Raw genomic sequence first — 21,701 nt, 5'->3', positions numbered from 1 at the left:
ACTTTTGCAATCTAAAATTTTAAACATGTACAGAAGCCACAATTGCGGCGAGTTAAACGCCTCTCACATCAACTCCGAAGTAACGCTTGCCGGATGGGTGCAAAAGTCCCGTGATAAAGGATTTATGAACTGGGTCGACCTGCGTGACCGGTACGGCATCACGCAATTGGTTTTTGACGAAAGCCGCACAGATAAGGCTGTTTTTGAACTGGCCAAAACCCTAGGCCGCGAGTTCGTCGTGCAGGCCAAAGGAACCGTAATCGAGCGTGAGGCAAAAAATAAAAATATTCCAACCGGCGAGATCGAAATCCTGGTGACGGAACTCAATATATTAAATCCGGCCATCACACCGCCATTCACCATCGAGGACGAAACCGACGGTGGCGAGGAAACCCGCATGAAGTTCCGTTACCTCGACATCCGCCGCAATCCGGTAAAAAACAGCCTGTTGTTTCGCCATAAAGTCGCCATGGAGGTCCGTAAATACCTTTCTGATAAGGATTTCTGCGAAATAGAAACACCTTATTTAATTAAGTCAACCCCGGAAGGTGCACGCGATTTCGTCGTGCCAAGCCGCATGAATCCGGGACAATTTTACGCCCTGCCACAATCGCCACAGACCTTCAAGCAATTGCTGATGGTGGGCGGCATGGACAAATATTTCCAGATTGTGAAATGCTTCCGCGATGAGGATTTGCGCGCTGACCGCCAGCCGGAATTCACCCAGATCGACTGCGAAATGGCATTCGTCGAGCAGGAAGATATCCTGAACGTATTCGAAGGATTGACGCGCCACCTGCTGAAGGAAATCAAAGGCATCGATGTCGCTGAATTTCCACGCATGACCTACGACCATGCCATGAAAACCTATGGAAATGACAAACCGGACATCCGTTTTGGCATGAAGTTCGGAGAATTGAATCCTATAGCGCAACACAAGGATTTCGGGGTATTTAACTCGGCAGAGCTTGTCGTTGCCATCGCTGCGCCAAAATGTGGCGAATACACCCGAAAAGAAATCGACGCATTGATCGAATGGGTGAAACGCCCGCAAGTCGGTGCCAGCGGGATGGTGTATGTGAAATGCAATGAAGATGGCTCGTATAAGTCGTCAGTAGATAAATTTTACGATCAGGAAGACCTGAGTAAATGGGCAGCGGCCACAGGCGCCAACGCCGGAGATATGATATTTGTGCTTTCAGGACCTGCAGATAAAACGAGGACACAGCTTAGTGCCCTGCGCATGGAATTGGCGACGCGTTTGGGATTAAGGAATCCGGAGGTATTTGCGCCGCTATGGGTTGTCGATTTTCCGCTATTGGAAAAAGACGAAGAAAGTGGCCGTTGGCATGCGATGCACCACCCTTTTACATCCCCGAAACCGGAAGACATGGCGCTATTGGAAACTGATCCTGGGAAAGTGCGCGCCAATGCCTATGATATGGTACTCAATGGAAATGAGATTGGAGGCGGTTCCATCCGTATTCACGACAAAGGCGTACAGCAACTGATGTTCAAATACCTGGGCTTTACGGACGAAGAGGCGCGCAACCAGTTTGGATTCTTAATGGATGCCTTCCAGTATGGCGCGCCACCGCATGGTGGACTCGCTTTTGGACTCGACCGTTTGGTAGCGATATTAGGAGGTCAGGAGACCATCCGTGACTTTATAGCATTCCCGAAAAACAACTCCGGACGTGACGTCATGATTGATGCGCCTGCAGCGATCGATGGCAAGCAGTTGGACGAACTTTTTATTGCATTGAAATAAGTTTCTTGATACCAAACTGACTGGCTTTCAGGTTTTTTTATAAAAAATTTAACACAGTTGTATCATCGTATTATTTTAAAGATTACATTTGTCCATTATTAATTATTTTTTTATTACACAATGCGTACAGGTACAGTAAAATTTTTCAATGAATCTAAAGGTTACGGATTCATTACAGATGAAGAAACAGGAAAAGACATTTTCGTTCATGCTTCAGGAATCAAAGCGGAAGAACTCCGTGAAGGTGACAAAGTATCTTACGAAGAAGAAGAAGGAAGAAAAGGTAAAGTGGCTGCTCAAGTAGTAGTACTTTAGTAATATATACATATATTAGTACTTCAAAGTTTCAGGCGCTCCAATCGGGGCGCTTTTTTTTGTTTTTATTTTTAGGAGCTGAATCCTGCTCGCGTCTTTTTGTTTTTAATGTTATCTGAAATAATGTATGAAATAAATTTTAAGAAAAAGTCTGGTTTTCCCGTAAGATTACGTTCTGGAAAATTTGTATTTTTACTTTAAGGGAAGGGGATAATGGAAGTATTCCCTACAAAAATCTCTAGTCATTTCGATACGGAAATCCCACATATTTTGTTAATGTTTTCATTGGTGATTAAATAATATTGCACACCAATTTAGGACAATGCTTTATTTTTAATGATAAAATAAAGAGGACTCCTCCCTGGGGTTCTCGATAATCAGGGCTAAAAATCCGATGTTAAATTTCGTTCCATTTGCAAAATCGGTATTTTTGCGTATGAACTTCCCTGAAAAATTATCGCAGCGACTCGAAGTACGCTCCCAACAAAATGCGCTGCGCAGACTTTCCCAGCCCAACGGCCTGATTGACTTTGCCTCAAACGACTATCTTGGTTTTTCCCGTTCAGAGGCTATTTTCGAGGAAACACACCAGTATCTCGTGGATCAAAACATGATGCAGAACGGCGCCACCGGATCGCGCCTGCTTTCCGGAAACCATTCACTTTATGAAGTTACAGAGCGGTATCTCGCCGAATTCCATCAGGCGGAAGCAGCCTTGATTTTCAATTCCGGCTATGATGCAAATGTGGGTTTCTTCAGTTCCGTTCCTCAAAAGGGTGATATAATCCTGTATGATGAGTTGTGCCATGCCTCGATACGGGATGGCATTCAATTGTCATATGCGAACGCTTATAAATTTCCCCACAACGATTCCGACGCGTTGGAAAGCCTGCTGTTGCGTTTTAAGCGGGAGAATGCTGCAACGTATATTGTCACGGAGAGCGTTTTCTCGATGGATGGCGATACCCCGCCACTGGAAATTTTTGCCGGGATTTCCGAAAGGCATGCCACGTTCCTCGTCATCGATGAAGCGCATGCACTGGGTGTTTTTGGCGATAATGGCTGCGGGTTGGTACAACATTTGGGACTGCAGTCAAAGGTTTTTGCGAGGATTATGACATTTGGCAAAGGCTTGGGCTGCCATGGCGCTGCCATCATTGGATCAGCTGAACTAAAGCGATACCTCTTAAACTTCGCGCGCAGCTTTATTTATACGACCGCGCTTCCGCCGCATTCGGTGGCCACGATTTTTATCAGTTACCAGCAACTTCGCGCAAAGCATCACAGTCAGCAGCAGCTGAAATCAAATATTATCCATTTCAGCCAGACTAAAAGTCTTCACAGCCTTAAAGGATTGTTTGTTTATAGCAAATCTGCCATTCAATGTGCCGTAATTCCCGGAAATGAAAAGGTAAAAGCGATGGCCGCATATTTACAGCAAAGCGGCTTTGATGTGAAAGCCATCCTTTCGCCCACTGTTCCCTCGGGCCAGGAACGGCTGAGGATTTGCCTGCACAGTTACAATACTGCTGCCGAAATATCGGCGTTATTTAACTCATTTTCAGGTTATTTATAATTTTTCCCTTTTTTTGTAACGTTTTGGATATTGTGTTACTTACGGACATAATCATCAAATCGTAACAATATGAAAACACAAAATTTATCATCGATCAAAAGAATATTTGTCTTGGGACTGGTTTTCTTTTCCTCATTTGCCATAAGTTATGGTATCGTGAAACATTTTGTTCTGGGAAAGGAGCTCCCGCTTTGGACCATTGTGATTCCCGGATTATTTTTACTGGCGGGTTTCAGTAGTTCTTCATTATTGATGCGCAAAAATTAGACGAGTTTCAGGAATCAATCAAAATCAAAATTAATCAGCACGTTTTGAACCCGAAAGAGCAGGAATTTTTATCCCGTATCGAAAACCACAAAGGCATTTTGTATAAGGTTTCCAAAATGTACATGGACAATGTTGATGATCAGCAGGATTTGTTCCAGGAGATCATTTGCCAGCTTTGGAAAGGGTATGAAAGCTTTAAAGGCGAAAGTAAATTCTCCACCTGGATGTACCGCGTGGCAATCAATACCGCGATCGTCTTCCTGAAGAAGGAAAAGCGGAAAGTAGACAAATACGAAATTCCCTCAGAGAATATACGCGACGACGAGAGTGACGCGGCATTAAAGGAAAGCCAGCTCGAACATTTCTACCGCGCGCTTCAGCAACTTGATAAAATTGATAAGGCCATTATATTCTATCAATTGGAAGGTTTTTCACACAAGGAAATCGGGGAACAACTCGGTATTTCAGAAATCAACGCCCGGGTCAAACTGAATCGTGCAAAACAAAAATTAAAAGAAATCATCAAAAAACAAGGTTATGGACTTTAACGAATTACAATCAGCATGGAACAACGACAATCCCAAAAATGTTGTACTTCCCGCAACAATGGAGCAACTAAAAGCGGCCAATACGCCGTTGGACAAGATCAAGAAGAACCTCAGGAACGAATTTTATTACCAGGGAATATCAATAGTCATTCTCGGGTTTGTACCGCTGATAAAAGGTTTCCCGGAAAGCGCGTTGGTTCCGTTTTATTTGCTGTTTGCCATTTTTACGGCGGTCTGCATTTACTATCTGGTGAAGCTTTTTATCTTCTACAGACGGCTTGGAAATACAGCCCTTAACACAAAGGATAGCTTGTATGAAACCTATGTCGATATACGCATTAACATGGAACTTTATAAAACTTTTGGTTTTGCGCTGACGCCTTTCGTTATTTTATTTTTGCTTGGGGTGCTGTTTTATAAACTCCCTGCAGGAGCGGCATTTTTCTCGGGAAATATTGACAATTCGGTGCTGGTGACCTTAGTTTGCAGTGTAGTGTTCTCCATTTTATTTATGGGATTGGCGGGGGAATGGTGGGTACACTATTTCTACGGAAAATATGCGCGGGAAATCCGGAAAATCCTGGACACGTTAAAAGAAGAATAATTAGAGCCCATCTTTGTGATGGGTTTTCTATTTTTGCATGCGAAGCTTTAACGCAATCCATCCACATGAAACTATTCGTCACAGGCATTTCTACCGATGTTGGTAAAACCATTGCAGCAGCCATCATCACTGAGGCGCTCGAGGCCGATTATTGGAAGCCAATTCAGGCAGGGGATTTGGCCAATTCCGACAGCCACACGGTAAGGTCATTGTTGTCGAATACAAAATCGACAATCCATGCGAACAGTTACGCGCTGCATACGCCGGCAAGTCCGCATCTGGCTGCCGAACGCGATGGAGTAGCCATTGATTTGAAAAATATTCAGGAACCAAAGACCCAAAATCATTTGGTCGTTGAAGGAGCGGGCGGCATTTTTGTGCCATTAAACGACCACGATACGGTTGCTGATTTAATCCACCCCGATTACAAAGTGATTGTCGTTTCCCGACATTATCTGGGCAGCATCAACCATACATTGCTGACGGTAGCGGCATTGCAAAATAGGGGAATCGAGATTTCCGGAATTGTTTTTAACGGCGACGAGCATGTTTCGACAGAAACCATTATCCTGAACAAAACCGGTATCCGGTATATCGGGAGGATTGAAAACGAGCCTTATTTTGACAGGAACGTCGTGCGTGAATATGCAGACCTGTTCCGAGAAAATTTATTAGCCATACCATCATGAGCATAACCGAAAAAGACCGTCAGTATCTCTGGCATCCCTATACACAGCATAAGACCGCCGCGCCACCCATTGCCATTTCGAAAGGGGATGGCGCACTGCTTTGGGATGAGAACGGAAAAGAATACATTGATGCTATCGCCTCCTGGTGGGTGAATCCTTTTGGGCATTCCAACAGGTTTATCGCCGATGCAATCTATAAACAACTGACCACACTGGAACACGTACTCTTCGGGGGATTTACACATGAACCAGCCGTGTTGCTTGCCGAGAAGTTAATGCAAATCCTGCCGTCAAACCAACAGAAGGTGTTCTTTTCAGACAATGGTTCGACTGCTGTTGAGGTGGCCATCAAAGTAGCATTGCAATATTTCTACAATAAGGGCGAAAAACGCACGACGGTTGTCGCTTTTGAAAATGCATTCCACGGCGATACCTTTGCGGCGATGGCCGCCAGTGGCATCTCTTTTTACACGCAGGCGTTTGCCGGGATGTTTATTGACGTTGTTCGGATTCCCGTTCCCGTAAAAGGTGCAGAAGAGGAGAGTTTTGCCGCTTTACGTGAATGCATTAGAAATTATCAGGTGGCTGGGTTTATTTTTGAGCCATTGGTGCAGGGCGCTGCAGGCATGGTGATGTATGAGCCGGGGCATCTTGACAAACTGATTGAAATTTGCAAGGAGAACCAGATTATCACGATTGCCGATGAGGTGATGACCGGGTTTGGAAAGACTGGCAAAACCTTTGCCTGTGATTATCTTTCGCAACAGCCGGATGCGATTTGCCTTTCCAAAGCACTGACCGGAGGAACCATTCCGATGGCGATCACGACGTTCACCCAGAAGTTGTTCGACGGATTTTACAGTGACGACATCAACAAGGCGTTGTTCCACGGGCATACTTTTACAGCCAATCCGACGGGATGCGCAGCAGCACTGGCCAGCCTTGAACTGCTTCAGTCAACCGTCATGCAGGAGCATCTCACCCGTGTAAACACAAAGCACCTGGCCTTTCAAAAACACATTGAAAAGCACCCGAAAGTATCCACGACAAGGGTATTGGGTGTCATTTTTGCGCTCGAAATAAAAATTGACAGTGCTGAAAGCTATTATGGAAACCTGCGCAACAAATTGTATCATTTCTTTGTCGAAAACGGGATTATCCTGCGGCCGGTGGGGAATATTGTGTACATCCTTCCGCCCTACATTATCAGCGATGCACAGCTTGAAAAAGTGTACCAAATCGTTGAACAGGCTTTGGAAATAGCTTAATTTTGCGGCAACAGATCAAGAAATCATATTTTGCCGAAAACCATCTCTATTACTGCAATCGCTTCGTTATCCCCATTGGGTTTTGGCGCGGAAACCGTGCGTGAAAATTATCTCAGTGGTGCTCATTTTTTTTCACGGAAAACGGTCGGGATACAAACGGTTCCTGTCGGAGCGTTGTCTGCGGAAGCGGAAGAAATCATAACAACATTGCGGTATTCAGACCAGAAATACAAATCGCTGGATGAATCTGTTTTATACGCGATAGCCGTTTCGCGGGAAGCAGTTCGCAAGTCAGGCTGGCAACCGCAGGACGTTTTTGGGATTAACATAGGGTCATCCCGTGGTGCAACGGGTTTATTTGAGAAACACCACAAAGAGTTCCTTGAAACAGGAAAGACTGCAACGTTGGCGTCGCCGGTGACGACTTTGGGAAACATCTCGTCGTGGGTTGCCCATGACCTACAGAGTGACGGGCCCGAAGTTTCGCACTCGATAACCTGTTCTACTGCATTACACGCGTTGTTAAACGGCTATGCGTGGCTGCAGGCCGGCATGGCTGACAAGTTCCTCGTGGGCGGTAGCGAGGCGCCACTTACAGATTTCACTATCGCGCAAATGCAGGCAATGAAAATATATGCCAAGGAAATCGGGGAATTTCCATGCAGGGCGTTGGATTTGGACAAAAAACAAAACACGCTGGTGCTTGGTGAAGGTGCCGCCGTTTGCTGCCTGGAAACGGGTAAGAAAGATCATGCGATGGCTACGATTGCGGGAATTGGGTACGCGACGGAATTGCTGGAACACAACGTTTCCATCACCACGGAAGCGGAGTGTTTCCAGAAATCGATGAAAATGGCTTTGGGAAATCATAGCCCAGAGGAGGTCGATGTGGTTGTGATGCACGCTCCGGGAACCATTAAGGGCGACATGACCGAGTTTAAGGCGATCCAAAAAACATTTGGGGATTATATTCCGTTACTTACTAGTACGAAATGGAAAACGGGGCATACTTTCGGGGCATCGGGAATGCTGAGCGTTGAGTTGGCATTGCTAATGATGGAACTTGATGTTTTTATCGGCGTACCTTTTGCGAAAGCGCAACCCAAGACCAGGCCAATCAGGAAGGTCCTCGTCAATGCGGTAGGGTTTGGGGGAAATGCAGTGAGTATCCTGCTCGAAAAAGCATAAAAAAACCCACTCGAAAGTGGGTTTCTGACGTATGCCTTTTTATTCTTATTTCATTATAATTTTTCGGGTTACTTCAGCCGTATCGGTTTTTACCTTCACAATCAATGTCTGGTTTGTTGCAGTAATATTGCCGGTGGTAAAATCCAAACTGTTCACTTTATTGTTTGTATACACCATTCGTCCAAGTAAATCATACACAGTGACTGCTTTGATTTCTGAAAGGGTGGAGTTCACCTGCAATTGGTTGGAGTGGGTGATAACCTGCACTGTGTTTTGATCAAAAACAGGGTTTTCTACCCCGAGTGGTGCGTTGGTGAACCTAAGTTCAAACCTGTCCTCAACGATACCGGCGGCATCCTGTGTAAAAGTGTAGCTTCCCTGTTTTAGATCCGTCAGTACATTGGTGGTCTTATCCAACAGATACACGTCCTGATCTGCTGCGAAAAAGCCATCTGTTTTCTCAATACCGATAGTCAACTGCCCCGTAAGGGATGTCTTAAAACCAAGCGGAATAACATCGTTTGCATTGAAGTTCACGTCTTTCCCCTGAATACAAAGTTTTTCGCCATTGAGTATGGAGTAAATCATGACATAGTTTCCGGCATCAAAGGTTTTACCATCATAGCCATAATCCAGGTCGTTAGATGCTCCGGTTACATACCCAAGTAAAGTTTCATCATAGGCGCCTTCGGTATTGCTGATGCTCACCCACAGTCGATTCTTCTCAATGGTTCCCTGCGTTTCTTCTGTAGTATTTGCGGTGCGGTAAAAATTGCCGTTTGAGTTTGTTGTTTTGACCCGCATGCCGTTGTTAAATACAAGATTTGAAGTGGTATTGGATCCTGTTGTTTCCACAAAAAATCCTTGTCCCGAGGCGATTTTGCCTGTCGGCAGTACGCCTCCTGAAGCGGCTGCCACGCCTTTGGTAGGGCCTGTGAGGTTGTATTTGGCGTAATCGTTGGTGGTGTAATTGTAAGTCTCTGAACCAGGATTGTTGGCACTTATCGCTGTGTTGTGTGTCCATAGATATATTACACCTGTTAGTTTTGATGCGTTGGTTGCGTTGCCTAAAAACAAGTCGGCATCTACTGCAGACGGATAAGGGTTGCCAATGAGGTTATAGGGGCAGGCGGCTGTTTTGGTAACCGGCACGTTGATGATACCATTATTGGGAACTCCGGCGAATACAGCATTGAAGGTGGCGGTTGGGTTGAAGTTCAGTGTTTCCGGGGCGCGAAGGCAGTACCCTTTTCCTACGGTCATCACTGCGTTCTGTGGCTGGCTCACCCAGTTGTTAATGGATGGGTCAAACGTGAAATTGTAATACGTGTCTGCGATTACATTAGAAATAACCGAGCCACTTACGGGAGAACTGAAATAAGTATAATCGTATGGCTTCAATGAGGTGGTCGTACGCGTCAGGGTGATGTTTCCGGAAACGGTGGAAGCGTCACTGACTTGTACGAGGGATCCTTTATCCTGAATGTTGATGGTGCCGTTATTGGTGAGGTTGTTTTGAATCTCAACCACTTTGCCTGGCGTAATCGTAAGGGTTTTGCCGCTGTTCACCGTGAGCTCACAGGTTATGATATCGCCATGGGTTGTCGTGTTGTAAGCCCCATTGATCACGGCTTTAATCGTAGCGGTTGGGGTTCCATTGCTCCAAGTGGTACCATTCCAGGTGGTTGTTCCGCCTGAACAGGCCGCATATTCATCAGCGCCTACTGTAGAAGGGTTGTTTCTCGTGTCGCCGTCAATGTCGGTTGTAAATCCTGAAATCGGCGTGCCGACAACCAGCGAAGCCTGTGTGGCGCTTAAGTGTAAATCTGTAGCTGCTGTAAAAGTAGCCGATACATTGATGGAGTTTGCATCCTTCGACGTCACTGCCTGCCACTGCGCGAGCGTCGTCTTCAGGTTTGTTGCGGTGTAAAAGCTGCCCCAGCTGCCGATGTATTGTGAAGAATAGTAATCGTTATAATCGATATTGGTAAAACTCGAGGTGGTGGTTACCGTGGAGTACACGCAAAACCTGGTAGATCCGGAACTCTGTGCATTGATGAAAAGGTTGTTGCGGATGTCCAATTGTGTACCGCCGTTGATGAACAGGCACGCTGAAGCTCCCGTGGACTGGTTTGTCGCCAATCTAACCGTGTTGTAATACACTTTTACGATTGTACCACTATCGATATAGATTCCATTGCCACTTTGTGAGTTAGGACTTCCGCCTCCGGCAGAAGAAACGTTTCCGATCATATTGTTGTAAACCAGCGCGCTATTGCCGCTTACAAAAATCCCACTCATCAGTTTGCTGTCGGTCATCGTGATGGTGTAGATTTTATTGTTCGCGATGGTTGCGTTACTTCCTGTGATGGAAATTCCGGCATTACCGTCATTTGTTGAATTTGAAATTACCCCTGTAACGGTATTTCCTGTTACGCTTGTGGTGGATCCCGATACGTATAAACCGTAGCAGATGTTGCTGCCGGACGCATTTTCAATATTAGACACCGTATTTCCCGAAATGGTTCCTGTACTGGCGCCGCTGACGTATATTCCCGAATGGAATGCTGTTCCACCGACTCCGTTTGGGCGCTTTACGCCGTCAATAGTATTTCCTGACAGGGTATATGTCGTGATGTTGTTCAGATAGATTCCCAAATAAGGTTTGCTCGCATCAGATGCGGCGCCTATCATGTTGCTGCTGATCGTCCAGTTTGTGTTTGAAGCACTGTTCCCGTTGATGTAAACGGCCTGTTTTACTGTAGTAAACGTGTTGTTGCTTACCTCATTGTTTGAATTGTCCTGCGCGCCGCCCATGCTGCTGCTTCCGGCGAGTAGACCCACAGACAACGTTCCAGCACTGGCATCAATAATGTTTGTCCTCAAAATGGCATTGGTAACCTTGTTGTTTGTGGCGCCACCATACATCCAGACTGCGGCCCTTGATGTGTATGAGTTTCCTGAATCACTGAAAGTATTGTAAACGGTCAACTGCTTGTCGCTGGTTCCATTGTTTCCATTGATGATGATGTTGTCGGCACCGTTAAATTGTATTACCGCGCCATTGCTTATCGCACCGGAAATCGTGATGGTCTTTCCGGTATTTGGCTTGATCGTCAATGTGTTTGTTGCGCTGGTTCCGGTAAATTGATTGATGATTAACGATGTGGCTGCCGTTTGGTCGTTGTCGATCAGGAAAGTCGTCGGGCCATTTACACCTACCGTATTGACATACGCAATGGCCAGCGTCAAATTCGTATAAGGAGCAGCTTGTGAAGAACCGATTATTTTGGTGCCGCTAATTTGCGAGAACCCTAAAAACGGTATTAAAAAAATAAGTAATAATCTTTTCATGGGAGTTTTGGTTTACTATGCCAGCATAGCTTTTTTTTTGAATTACGCAAAAGTACTCCCAGCGGTTGTTAAAAAAGAACTGAAAAATGTGAAAGTTTTCTTGTTTTCGATAAGTTGTCGTGTATTATCGGCGAACGGCAGTATTGGCGAAATCGATTTCGTCATTTTGTGTTTGAAATGTTGTAAAATGCTGAATTGTAATATGTTAAAATTTAACAGTTGTCCTGCTCCAGAATTTTTACTTTATCGTAAATCAGGTCACTTTCAAAGCCTTTACGAAGCAAAAAATCACAGAACTTTTTGCGCTTTTTCAAGGCATTTTTTTCAGAGAGGCTTTCCCAATGCCTTAGGGAAAGTTTGTCGAAATGATCGGCGTATTCGAGGGGGTCAATTTCGTTGAGCGCGGTGGTGATGTTGAACCTCGAAATCCCGCGCATTTTGAGTTCGTTTACGATCCGGTTCCTGCCCCAGCTTTTAATGCGGTGTTTCCCTCTGGCAAACGCACACGCAAATCGTTCCTCATTCAGGTAGTTGTTATCCAGCAGGTGGACGATGACCGCATCAGCCTTGTCGCCCCAGATGCCTAAGGTGCGGAGTTTCTCCGCCACTTCCTGGTGGCAACGTTCCTGGTAGGCGCAATAATGCTCCAGTTTTTGGATGGTTTCGGATAAATTCGGGTGGTGTTCCATTGGTGTAAAAATAAAAAATACCTTTTAACCGACGCAGGATGCCTGAGAAATTAGGTGTACAGTGTTCACCTATCAGATTGCGCGCTGATTTTACTACAATTATCTTAACTATAATATTACTTTAAACTTACTATAAAGTTACTATAACCTTACTATAAAGTTACTATAGATTGTATTTAAAAGATTATTTTGGTGCCTTCAACACCGCAGCAGTATCCTGCCTGCAGGGTCAGGATGGATGTAGGAAGAATGCTGGTTTTAAAAATAAACAACCTGCGTTCTAAGCTATTTTTTTTCAGCTGTTTCCGCCTGCCCGCGCCGTTTACCGACAAAAAAATACCGTTCGTCCAATTATTAAAAATAAGTTAAAAAAGTATAATTCTCAATGAGAGATTTGTCTTTACATTTACTTCCCCCAAATTGATTTAACCGATGGATAATCAGGCGATCATTTGGAAATTTAATGTTCCCCAAAACATGGTTATTTATGAGAGTTAAGGTTTTATTTTTAGTTTTTTTCGGGTTTCTGTGCTCTCAAATTTCGAAAGCCCAGCTATTAGAACAACAATTTGGAAGTTCCACCACGGTATCAAGCTATGTTAGCGCAACTCCAAACAATGGGCAATGGGATGCAATTAGTACATCTGGCGCAGGAACGGTATTGTCAATAAACACAACGACTTCGAATAAACTACGGTTTGCCCGAACCGGTAATGCAGGCGCGTTCAGCAGAACTACCGATTTTAGCCCGACTCCGGGAAGTGTGTATTACCGATTTGACTTGACTGTGTCAGGCAACTCAACTGCCGTCACAAACTTAGCAGCTTTTCAGGTTGGAAGTGGTTTTACAACAGGAAATAGCACTGAGGCAAATGCGTCGGTACATTCAAGAATCGGTTTAAACTGGACTACCACAGCTGGCCAGTTTTCTTTGCGCGATATTGGAGGGAGTGTTAACACTGCAAATTATACCGGGCTACAAACCATCCACTGGATAATCAATAATTCTGGTGCGGTATTATACTATCGCGGCCCAAATGGTGTTGAAGAAAGTGTTGCAAATGATACTTTCGATTTGTGGATTGGAACTACAAAAGAACTAAACGATGCCGCCGCAACTACTGCTTCGCAGACACTTACAGATTTAAAATTTGCGATATCTAATGGGAGTGGAAATGTAGACATAGACAATATTCTGATTGACCCGGTTCCTGCCATACCAACTTCCTCAGCTGCGACGAGTATTACGGCAACCGGTTTTACGGCTAATTGGGCAACAGTTAGTGGTGCGAATGGTTACTATCTGGATGTTTCAACAAACAATAGTTTCTCTTCCTTCGTGAGCGGTTACAACAATTTATACGTTTCGGGCGGATCGACCATTTCACAAGTGGTAACTGGATTGTCGGCGAGCACACCCTATTTTTACAGAGTACGGGCCGCGGGAACTTACACCGTAGGGAATATACAGGGTGGTAATTCAACAACCCAAAACCCTACAACGTCAGCTGGATCTGGGGTTGATGGTACCATCACCGCCGGTGAATACGGCACACACACCGATGGCAACAACCAACAAACTTCCGGGAGTTCCGTCACCTACATGAAATGGGATTCAACGAATCTGTATGTGGGTGTTAGCGGTGCTTCCCTCAGCGAGGGTTTTGTGATGTACCTGGATAAGGATCCGCAATCGCTTGTAAACGGCGGTACGAATGCGAACGGTACCAATGTCGGGAACGGCTATGACGGCACCAATTTCGCTGAATTGCAGTTTCGTGCTGATTTGGTCCTGTATGTCAAAAGCGGTTATCGCGAATACCGTACCGCAAATGGCAGCAACGGCTGGAGCACTGCCACGACGGCGTTCGGAAGTTATGCTGAGGCAGGCACGGTACGCGAATTCTCCATTCCGTGGTCAGCCATTGGCGGCATGCCGTCTTCGTTCAATTTTTTCAATTATGTGACTTCTTCAGGTGGGTTTGTGTATGCACAAACGCCGACTGAAAATGCTGCGGGCAGCATTGGGACTTCGGCACGATACAGCCGGTATTATACCGTGAGCACGACGACCATCGGAAGCTCGACCCCTCCGTTCAGCCGCAACAGCTATGTATTCAACAGTGCCGGTGATGTAACTTCATTCGGCGCAATCTCCTGCTATGATTTCACCATGAACACCAGCGGACGGTACCTGTCGAGGTCCGGAAATGTCGGCGGCAACTGGGTGATCGGCGGGAACCTGAACGTGGGCAACGGAACGATTTATCTGGGCAGCACTGGCGGCTCTTATGGGACTACTACGGTCGCAGGAAACCTAAACGTTTCAGGAGGCAGCTTCAATATGGACCAAACGAATGGCAGTGTGACTGTTAATGGCAGCCTGAACATTACGGGAGGAAGCTACGACATGAGTGCGGCGAGTGCTGCGACCAATGTGGTGGGAAGTGTTTCGATTGCGTCTGGCGCAACTTTGAGCCTGTCCTCTGCTTCTGGCGGAGACCTTGCTGTGGGTGGCGACTTTACCGTCGGTGCTACAGCCACGCAGACGAATAATGGACGTGTGGTCAAATTTAACGGGCCTACTGGTGCGCAAAACATCATTAAAACGGGGGGTGGCAACGTGTTTTTTGATTACCTCGTGCTGGACAAGCTGGCTGGAAACGTCGTGGTGAATTCAGCCACCGACGTTACCATCAACTCCACGACAGGGAACGTGCTTCAATTCAACAACAATGGAAACCTTGATCTTAACGGACGTTCACTAACGCTGAACAACGCCGGCGGAAGCATTTATACGAATTTTACCGGCCGCACCATTACATCATCGACCGCAGCGCAGGTCAATATTAACGGTAACAAGTCGGTGGCCTACAATAACTCCGGATCGGACGAACTCATTTTCGACACCAACATCACGGTACATGTGACCAACGCATCCATGGATTTTGGCGCGGGCAAGGCTTATGTGAATGGGACCTTACAGCTCAATGCGAACGGTGGTGTAGCTGCCGCCCCGATTTATGGAAATGCGTCTACACTAAGGTATTGGTATAACGGATCGGGTAGCGTGTATGGACGCTTCAATGAATGGAGTGCCAGCGGTGTTGGTACGATTGGTACCACGAAAGGGTATCCTAACAATGTACAGATCAGCAATACCACAGTGCTCGACCTGGGTGCTAACGGCGGCGCGTCAACCCCACGGGCGTTGGCTGGAACTTTGACCATTGATGACGGTGCTGAGATGCGTATGACTGGCAGCAGTGCCATGTCACAGGCATTGACCGTGGGCAACAACCTTGTTGTGGGGCAAAGCGGGACAGCGACACTGAACCTTTCGGGAACTTTTGGAGGTGACCTTAAGGTGGGGGGTAACGTCACTTTCAACGGGACCTATGTTTTCAACACAAACAACAGGTCGGTATACTTTACCAAAAATGGTACGCAAACGGTAACCGCTCCGGTGGGCAGGCCGTCTACGTTCAGCTACATCACTTTTCAGCCAGCCAGTGGCGCTACCACTTTGCAGCTGGTGGGTGCAGATATGACCATTTCTCCTTCATCCACAGGTGATTTGCTAACGTTTAACAGCGCGTCCGACGTATTCGACTTAAATGGGCGGACATTGACTTTGGGGAATGCCTCGTTTACCAATGCTGTAGCGGGATTAGGAACATTTAAGGGAAGCACCGCTTCGAATATGACATTGATTGGTACAGGAAGTATTGGGACGTTGCGGTTTACTTCGGGATCGCAGGCGCTTGGGACCTTGACAATGACCCGTCAATCGGGAATTGTTGGGGCTACCCTGGGAACCGATGTAACGATCAATACGGCGTTGGTGTTGACCAATGGACTTATAAATCTTTCCACATTCAATATGACGCTCGCCGCAGCGGCCACCACTTCAGGAGCATCAGCAAACAGTTTTGTGATTGCAGATGGGACCGGCGAAATGCGGAAAACCTATGCCGGGACAGGATCGTTTACGTTTCCTGTAGGTGACAATACCGGTACCGCAGAATTTTCTCCGGCTACGCTAAACTTTACAGCTGGAAGTTTCAGCGCCGCCTATGCCGGAATCCGTGTCATTGATGCCAAGCAGCCAAACAACAGTGCACCGACAAATTTTATCACCCGTTACTGGTCGATTGGTGCTTCCGGGATTACATCGCCAACCTATAATTTTTCAGGAACCTATGTTGCTGCCGACATCAACGGTACAGAGACTACAAGTGATTCGGGACGCTGGGATGGCGCCGGATGGACGCTTGGCGCTACGTTGGCTTCAAACACCGTATCCATCACAGGATTGACGACGTTAACGGCAACGAATCATTGTACGGGCGGGAATCCTTTGGCTCCTGCAGAAATCGATGTGCAGGGAAACAGCGTTTCCATTGCCAATGCCGATGCCACACCGTCAACAGCAGACCATACTGATTTTGGCAGTGTGACCTATGGCAGCACGGTTGTGCGGACCTTTACAATAAGGAATACGGGCGCGTCAGCATTAACATTGTCCGGCACGCCGAGGGTGCAGCTCAGCGGTTCCTCTTCTTTTGCGGTGACCACCCAGCCATCTTCTGCCACGATCGCTTCAAACGGATCGCTGACGTTCCAGGTGACCTACACGGCAGGTGCTTTTACGGCTGAAAATGCCACGGTCAGCATCTCCAACTCGGATTCAGATGAAGGGACTTATACTTTTGCCATTACCGGAATTGGAACGCCGAGTGCAGCCAGTGACATTATTGCCAGTGGGACATATACATACAACTCCAATATCAACTATGCGACTTATCAGGCCGCAACGATTACAAACACTTCGAATTCAATCGACTTCTTCCGGTTTGATATCCGGGATGGTGGCGCTTCCGCAGATGCTGACGCGTTGCCTACGATTTTGAGTGCCATTACTTTTAATGTTACCAATACGTCGATGATCCGTTCAGCAGCGTTGTTCAATGGCAATGCGCTGGTCAATGCGTCGCCGACCATCAATACCGGTGCGGGAACAATTGCTTTTAGCGGATTGTCGTATTCCGCAGCTGATGGAACAACGGCGAGTTTAACACTAAGGGTTACGTTTCAGTCCACGGTGACTGACAATACACAGTTCCAGGTTACCATCGGCAACGCAGGCGTTACGGCTGCGGGAGGCAGTACGTCATCCTTGTTTACTGCTTTTACCAGTGTGGTTTCCAGCACGACGACCAACCGCAACAGGATTGTGGTGACCGCAGACCGCCTGGTTTTCGTGCAACAACCGACGACTACGACCGTAAGCGCGGCGATGACGCCGTCCGTTACCGTGGCCGGAGTCGATGTGAACGGCAACCGCGATTTGGATTACACCGGAACGATTTCAATCACTTCTACGGGTACGTTAACGGGCAGCCCAGTGGGTGTTGCGGCTGTTTCCGGATTGGCTACTTTTTCGTCGCTGACCCATACCGTAGCCGGTACGGGACTTATACTGACCGCTGCGACAACGGGACTTGGATTTGATAATGATGTGGACTCGAATGCGTTTGTGATCAGTGCGATTATTTATGCGAATAATGACTATCGTTCCAAAAGCTCAGGAACATGGTTGGGCGCTTCGCCCACCTCGACATGGCAGCAATACAATTCAGGAACAAATACCTGGAGCGATTCGACGGCACCTGCAGCGAATACGAGCAGTTCCATTTATGTCCAAAATGGGCATACGATTACTACAGGAAACCAGTTTGCGAATCTCGTGAATATCAAAGTGATGTCAGGCGGGTCGTTTGTGAGCAGCTTCAATTCAACGGCGAACTCGATTTATATTTATGATGGCGGTACGTTCACGTTCCAAAGCAATTCGCTGACCATCAACAACGGCTTTGAAATAGAAGATAATGGAACATTTATTTTCGACTATGCCGCTAATGCCGGATCGACACTAACGGGTTCACTATGGAAAGGGACAGAGAATTTTCATCCCAATTCCAATTTTATAGTAAGAACCCACGATACAGGGTCAGGAAGGTTTTTTCTGCCCGTTGATACAAATATATCCTCGCAAACTTATAATGGGGTAACTTCCTATTTTGGTAATCTGATTTTTGATATGGCGACAGGCAGTCAAACAGGAACTTTCAGGATAACCAGCGGCGGGAACTTTAATAACAAAATACTTACGCATAAAGATTTGATATTCAGAAGTTCCAGCAATAATACGATTCACTTTTCGGATACTTCGGTCAACTTTACTATTGGAGGAAATCTCACGATAGAGTCGGGTTATGCGGATAATATAACGCTTACTACATCACAAATTACTTCGACAATTACCGTAAAAGGGGATTTCAAAAATAACTCCGCTAAATCATTTTCCGTGGTTAACCAAACGGGATCAGCAACAATTAATCTGGATGTGGAAGGCAACCTCAGTGTTCCTAACGCAGGAACCGTTAACCTGAACAGTGCTACTGGTTCGAGTACTGCGAGTTCTTCGATTAACCTAAAAGGAGACCTTAGTTTGGGAACAAGTGCACTGCTATTGTCTACGTCCACCTCTGGAGGCACTGTAAATTTCAAAGGAACAGGTGATGGCCTAACGGCTGCTACGACTCAAACCATCGACATTGCGTCGACGGGCGCAACTGAAAACCAATATGTCACGTTTATTCCGAACAGTGGTTCTTATGTACAATTGGCGAATCGCGACCTGGAACTGGGTACCAGCGGTAAAGTAACCGTAAATTCGGGCAGTGTCTTTGATTTTGGATTTTCAGGGACTACAGCCTTGTTGGTGAAGGAAGTACCTGCAGCGGCTACCGGAACGTCGTTTTTATTAAACTCGGGAGGTACACTTAAAATCACGTCTCCACTGGGCATCACCGCATCGGGGAACGGCAACGTACAAACCGATACGCGCACTTATACGCCTGCCTCCTCTACGTTTCACTATATTGGGAAAGCAAACCAGGAGACGGGGGATGGGATTACGAGTGCTTCAAACTCGAAGACGATTGTTTGTGAACTCGATACCGATACCCTGCAGTTGGCCCTCACAAATTCCACAGCCATTACCACGCCGGGGCTACTGAATATTAAGAAAGGGCAGGTGATTGAAACGACTTCGAATTACATCACCGGCAGTACGGGCGGTTTGTCCATGTCAGCCAATACCCTGTATCAGGTTGCCGCGCTTTCCTCGAGCGGAACGGATGTGATTCCGCGTCTCGACGGTATTTCAAGTGCGTATAGCCTGACTGGTGGGACGATTGAACTTAACGGAGGCGGTTCGCAGATCCTGAGGGGATCGCGCGATTACCGAAACCTCACTTTTTCCAATACGGGAAACAAGTCGACGTCGTCTTCCATTACCAATATCACGGGCACCGTAACGATTGCGAACTCGGTTGTGCTGGACGTAGCGAATCGCGGTTTCGGCGGCTCAGGGACCAACCTGACGATGACGGGCACGTCCCAGTTCAAGAACAGCGGTGCGGGAAGCAAGCCGGATGCGGCAGGAACGTATTCGCTAAGTACGGGTTCAACGATTGAATTTTATGGCACTGCGGCGACAATTATTCGATTGGGATCGCCTATCAATTATGGAAATGTTGTCGTGAACGGAACCAATGTCTCGACCTCTTCTGCTGTTACCGGTCTCAGGATGCAATCCGGAACCACGTTTACGGTGAAAAATAATGCGACCTTCCGAATGATCAATACGGATGGATTTAGCGGCGCTACGACTACCGCGATTGACAATACCAACACACCATCGATTGTGCTGGAAACGGGTTCGACAATCGATTACACCGGCGCAAGCCAATCGCTCACCGCTTTTTCGCCCTCTTACTACAACCTTAAAGTTTCGGGCTCTGGAATAAAAACGATTCCGGGCTCCTCGGAAGTGTTGGTCGGAAATGACTTATCGGTTACTGCAGGCACATTGCAGGTCGATGCGAATAAGCTGTTGACGGTTACCAATTCGATCGCTACGATTGACAATGGCATTGAAGTGAAGAATAACGGAAATCTTGTCCAGATCACAGACGGCATCTCCGATACCGGCAAAATTATCGCGACCCGCACCTGCCGGTCCATGATTCTGGACGACTATGTTTATTGGGGCAGTCCTGTACAGGAGGACGTGTTTTCGCAGCTACCTGCTTTTTTTGATGCGTCTTACCAATGGGAATTGACGGGCAATTACGACGGTTATTGGAACGGCCTTGCAGCTACGACGCCGGGACGTGGATTTATTACACGTGCTGGTGCCGATGGAAATGCATCGTTTAATTTCAACGGGGTTCCCAACAATGGTGTCGTTACGGTGTATGGCGACAGTTTTGATGACGGCGTGACACAGTCAAGCGGAAATTCGATTTTGCTTTCCAATCCTTATCCGTCGGCTATTGATGCGACGGCTTTTGTTACCGATCCTGCTAACGATGGCAAGATCGGAGGGACGTTGTACTTCTGGACTTCGTTTACGGGGTATACGGGAGGGCAATACAATACCAACGATTATGCTACGTGGAATTTGTCCGGAGCGACAGGCGTAAAAGCATCTACCGATGAAACAGGAACCGACGATCTTAAGCCTACCGGAAAGATTGGAACAGGTCAGGGATTTTTTGCTGTATTGCTCCAGGATTACAATGTTACATTTAATAACAGCATGCGCATCAGAACTACCAATCAGAATACGCAATTTTTCAGGGATGGCAGCGGTGCCGCAGCCGGAAATGAGAATGGGCATTTGTGGCTCAACATGACCGATGGCAATGGCGGGTTCCGTCAGACGTTAGTCGCGTATGTTGATGGCGCAACGAATGATTTTGACACATTGTATGATGGTATGAGTTTTACCGCAAACCAGATCAATTTTTATTCTATCAGTGCCGATAAATCATTAGTGATTCAGGGCAGGCAGCTTCCTTTTGACAACCAGGACCTGGTGCCCATGGGCTTTAGGATTGCCAATTCCGGAAACTTCACCATAGCGATTGACAGCAAAGACGGTGTTTTTGATGACAATCAGGACGTATTTCTTGAAGATTTACAGCTTGGCATCATCCATGACCTGAAATCCTCACCGTACCAATTCTCAGCCGATGCAGGCCTGTATAACAATCGCTTTGTGCTTCGATATACGAATGGTACTTTGGGAACGGATAATCCAATTGTTGGGAATGAGGTTACGGTGGCCGTGGAAAAGGATAAGTTATCAATTCGTTCTGTGATGCAGCCGATGACTGAAATTGCTGTTTATGATGTCGCCGGTAGGAAAGTCTTTGAAAGTCAAAACATCAATGCCAACGAATATTCCGCAAACGACATTGTATTGAATCACCAAACGCTGATTGTAAAAATAAAGCTTGAAAACGGAGCTATTGTTACCAAAAAAATCGTCTACTAAGAAAATCTGAAATCAACGAA

At 46.6% G+C, this 21,701-nt stretch carries 11 protein-coding genes; 9 read left to right on the top strand and 2 right to left on the bottom strand.

The window, feature by feature from the left end; genetic code table 11:
* Positions 1–25: 25 nt before the first annotated feature.
* From aspS to CFE23_RS10130, 8 genes are all read left to right on the top strand, one after another.
* A complete protein-coding gene (gene aspS / locus CFE23_RS10165) occupies positions 26–1,771 on the top strand; it encodes an aspartate--tRNA ligase (RefSeq protein ID WP_291087395.1) in 1,746 nt (581 codons plus the stop codon).
* Between the two features lie 120 nt (positions 1,772–1,891).
* Positions 1,892–2,086 (top strand): cold-shock protein, encoded by a 195-nt coding sequence (locus tag CFE23_RS10160; protein WP_291087392.1) that lies wholly within the window; start codon positions 1,892–1,894, stop codon positions 2,084–2,086.
* A gap of 436 nt (positions 2,087–2,522) precedes the next feature.
* Positions 2,523–3,662, top strand: a complete 1,140-nt coding sequence (locus CFE23_RS10155; RefSeq protein ID WP_291087389.1) for an 8-amino-7-oxononanoate synthase — start codon at positions 2,523–2,525, stop codon at positions 3,660–3,662.
* 311 nt (positions 3,663–3,973) lie between these two features.
* Entirely contained in the window at positions 3,974–4,477 is a 504-nt protein-coding gene (locus tag CFE23_RS10150; RefSeq protein WP_291087386.1) for an RNA polymerase sigma factor, read from the top strand.
* Positions 4,467–5,081 (top strand): hypothetical protein, encoded by a 615-nt coding sequence (locus CFE23_RS10145; protein ID WP_291087382.1) that lies wholly within the window; start codon positions 4,467–4,469, stop codon positions 5,079–5,081. Before CFE23_RS10150 ends, CFE23_RS10145 begins: the two co-directional genes overlap by 11 nt.
* A gap of 65 nt (positions 5,082–5,146) precedes the next feature.
* A complete protein-coding gene (gene bioD / locus CFE23_RS10140; protein ID WP_291087379.1) occupies positions 5,147–5,770 on the top strand; it encodes a dethiobiotin synthase in 624 nt (207 codons plus the stop codon).
* A complete protein-coding gene (gene bioA / locus CFE23_RS10135; RefSeq protein ID WP_291087378.1) occupies positions 5,767–7,038 on the top strand; it encodes an adenosylmethionine--8-amino-7-oxononanoate transaminase in 1,272 nt (423 codons plus the stop codon). The genes bioD and bioA overlap by 4 nt, the downstream gene beginning before the upstream one ends.
* A gap of 30 nt (positions 7,039–7,068) precedes the next feature.
* A complete protein-coding gene (locus CFE23_RS10130; RefSeq protein ID WP_291087376.1) occupies positions 7,069–8,226 on the top strand; it encodes a beta-ketoacyl synthase N-terminal-like domain-containing protein in 1,158 nt (385 codons plus the stop codon).
* Positions 8,227–8,271: 45 nt separating this feature from the next.
* Here CFE23_RS10130 and CFE23_RS10125 read toward each other — a convergent pair whose 3' ends face one another.
* Both CFE23_RS10125 and CFE23_RS10120 read right to left on the bottom strand, forming a co-directional pair.
* Positions 8,272–11,580: a T9SS sorting signal type C domain-containing protein gene (locus tag CFE23_RS10125; RefSeq protein WP_291087373.1), complete on the bottom strand. Its 3,309-nt coding sequence runs from the start codon at positions 11,578–11,580 to the stop codon at positions 8,272–8,274.
* A gap of 212 nt (positions 11,581–11,792) precedes the next feature.
* Positions 11,793–12,269 (bottom strand): regulatory protein RecX, encoded by a 477-nt coding sequence (locus CFE23_RS10120; RefSeq protein ID WP_291087371.1) that lies wholly within the window; start codon positions 12,267–12,269, stop codon positions 11,793–11,795.
* Positions 12,270–12,756: 487 nt separating this feature from the next.
* Here CFE23_RS10120 and CFE23_RS10115 point away from each other — a divergent pair, with 487 nt between their 5' ends.
* Positions 12,757–21,681, top strand: a complete 8,925-nt coding sequence (locus CFE23_RS10115; RefSeq protein ID WP_291087368.1) for a choice-of-anchor D domain-containing protein — start codon at positions 12,757–12,759, stop codon at positions 21,679–21,681.
* The last annotated feature ends 20 nt before the right edge of the window (positions 21,682–21,701 follow it).

Origin of the sequence: Flavobacterium sp. BFFFF1 (assembly GCF_002256285.1) — a bacterium.
Lineage (GTDB): Bacteria > Bacteroidota > Bacteroidia > Flavobacteriales > Flavobacteriaceae > Flavobacterium.
This window is presented reverse-complemented; position numbering and strand designations above follow the sequence as displayed.

Excerpts from the sequence above, each read along its gene's own strand:
- bioD (WP_291087379.1), top strand. The coding sequence starts at position 5,147 with ATGAAACTATTCGTCACAGGCATTTCTACCGATGTTGGTAAAACCATT.
- CFE23_RS10160 (WP_291087392.1), top strand. The coding sequence starts at position 1,892 with ATGCGTACAGGTACAGTAAAATTTTTCAATGAATCTAAAGGTTACGGA.
- CFE23_RS10125 (WP_291087373.1), bottom strand. The coding sequence starts at position 11,580 with ATGAAAAGATTATTACTTATTTTTTTAATACCGTTTTTAGGGTTCTCG.
- aspS (WP_291087395.1), top strand. The coding sequence starts at position 26 with ATGTACAGAAGCCACAATTGCGGCGAGTTAAACGCCTCTCACATCAAC.
- CFE23_RS10145 (WP_291087382.1), top strand. The coding sequence starts at position 4,467 with ATGGACTTTAACGAATTACAATCAGCATGGAACAACGACAATCCCAAA.
- CFE23_RS10155 (WP_291087389.1), top strand. The coding sequence starts at position 2,523 with ATGAACTTCCCTGAAAAATTATCGCAGCGACTCGAAGTACGCTCCCAA.
- CFE23_RS10115 (WP_291087368.1), top strand. The coding sequence starts at position 12,757 with ATGAGAGTTAAGGTTTTATTTTTAGTTTTTTTCGGGTTTCTGTGCTCT.
- CFE23_RS10120 (WP_291087371.1), bottom strand. The coding sequence starts at position 12,269 with ATGGAACACCACCCGAATTTATCCGAAACCATCCAAAAACTGGAGCAT.
- bioA (WP_291087378.1), top strand. The coding sequence starts at position 5,767 with ATGAGCATAACCGAAAAAGACCGTCAGTATCTCTGGCATCCCTATACA.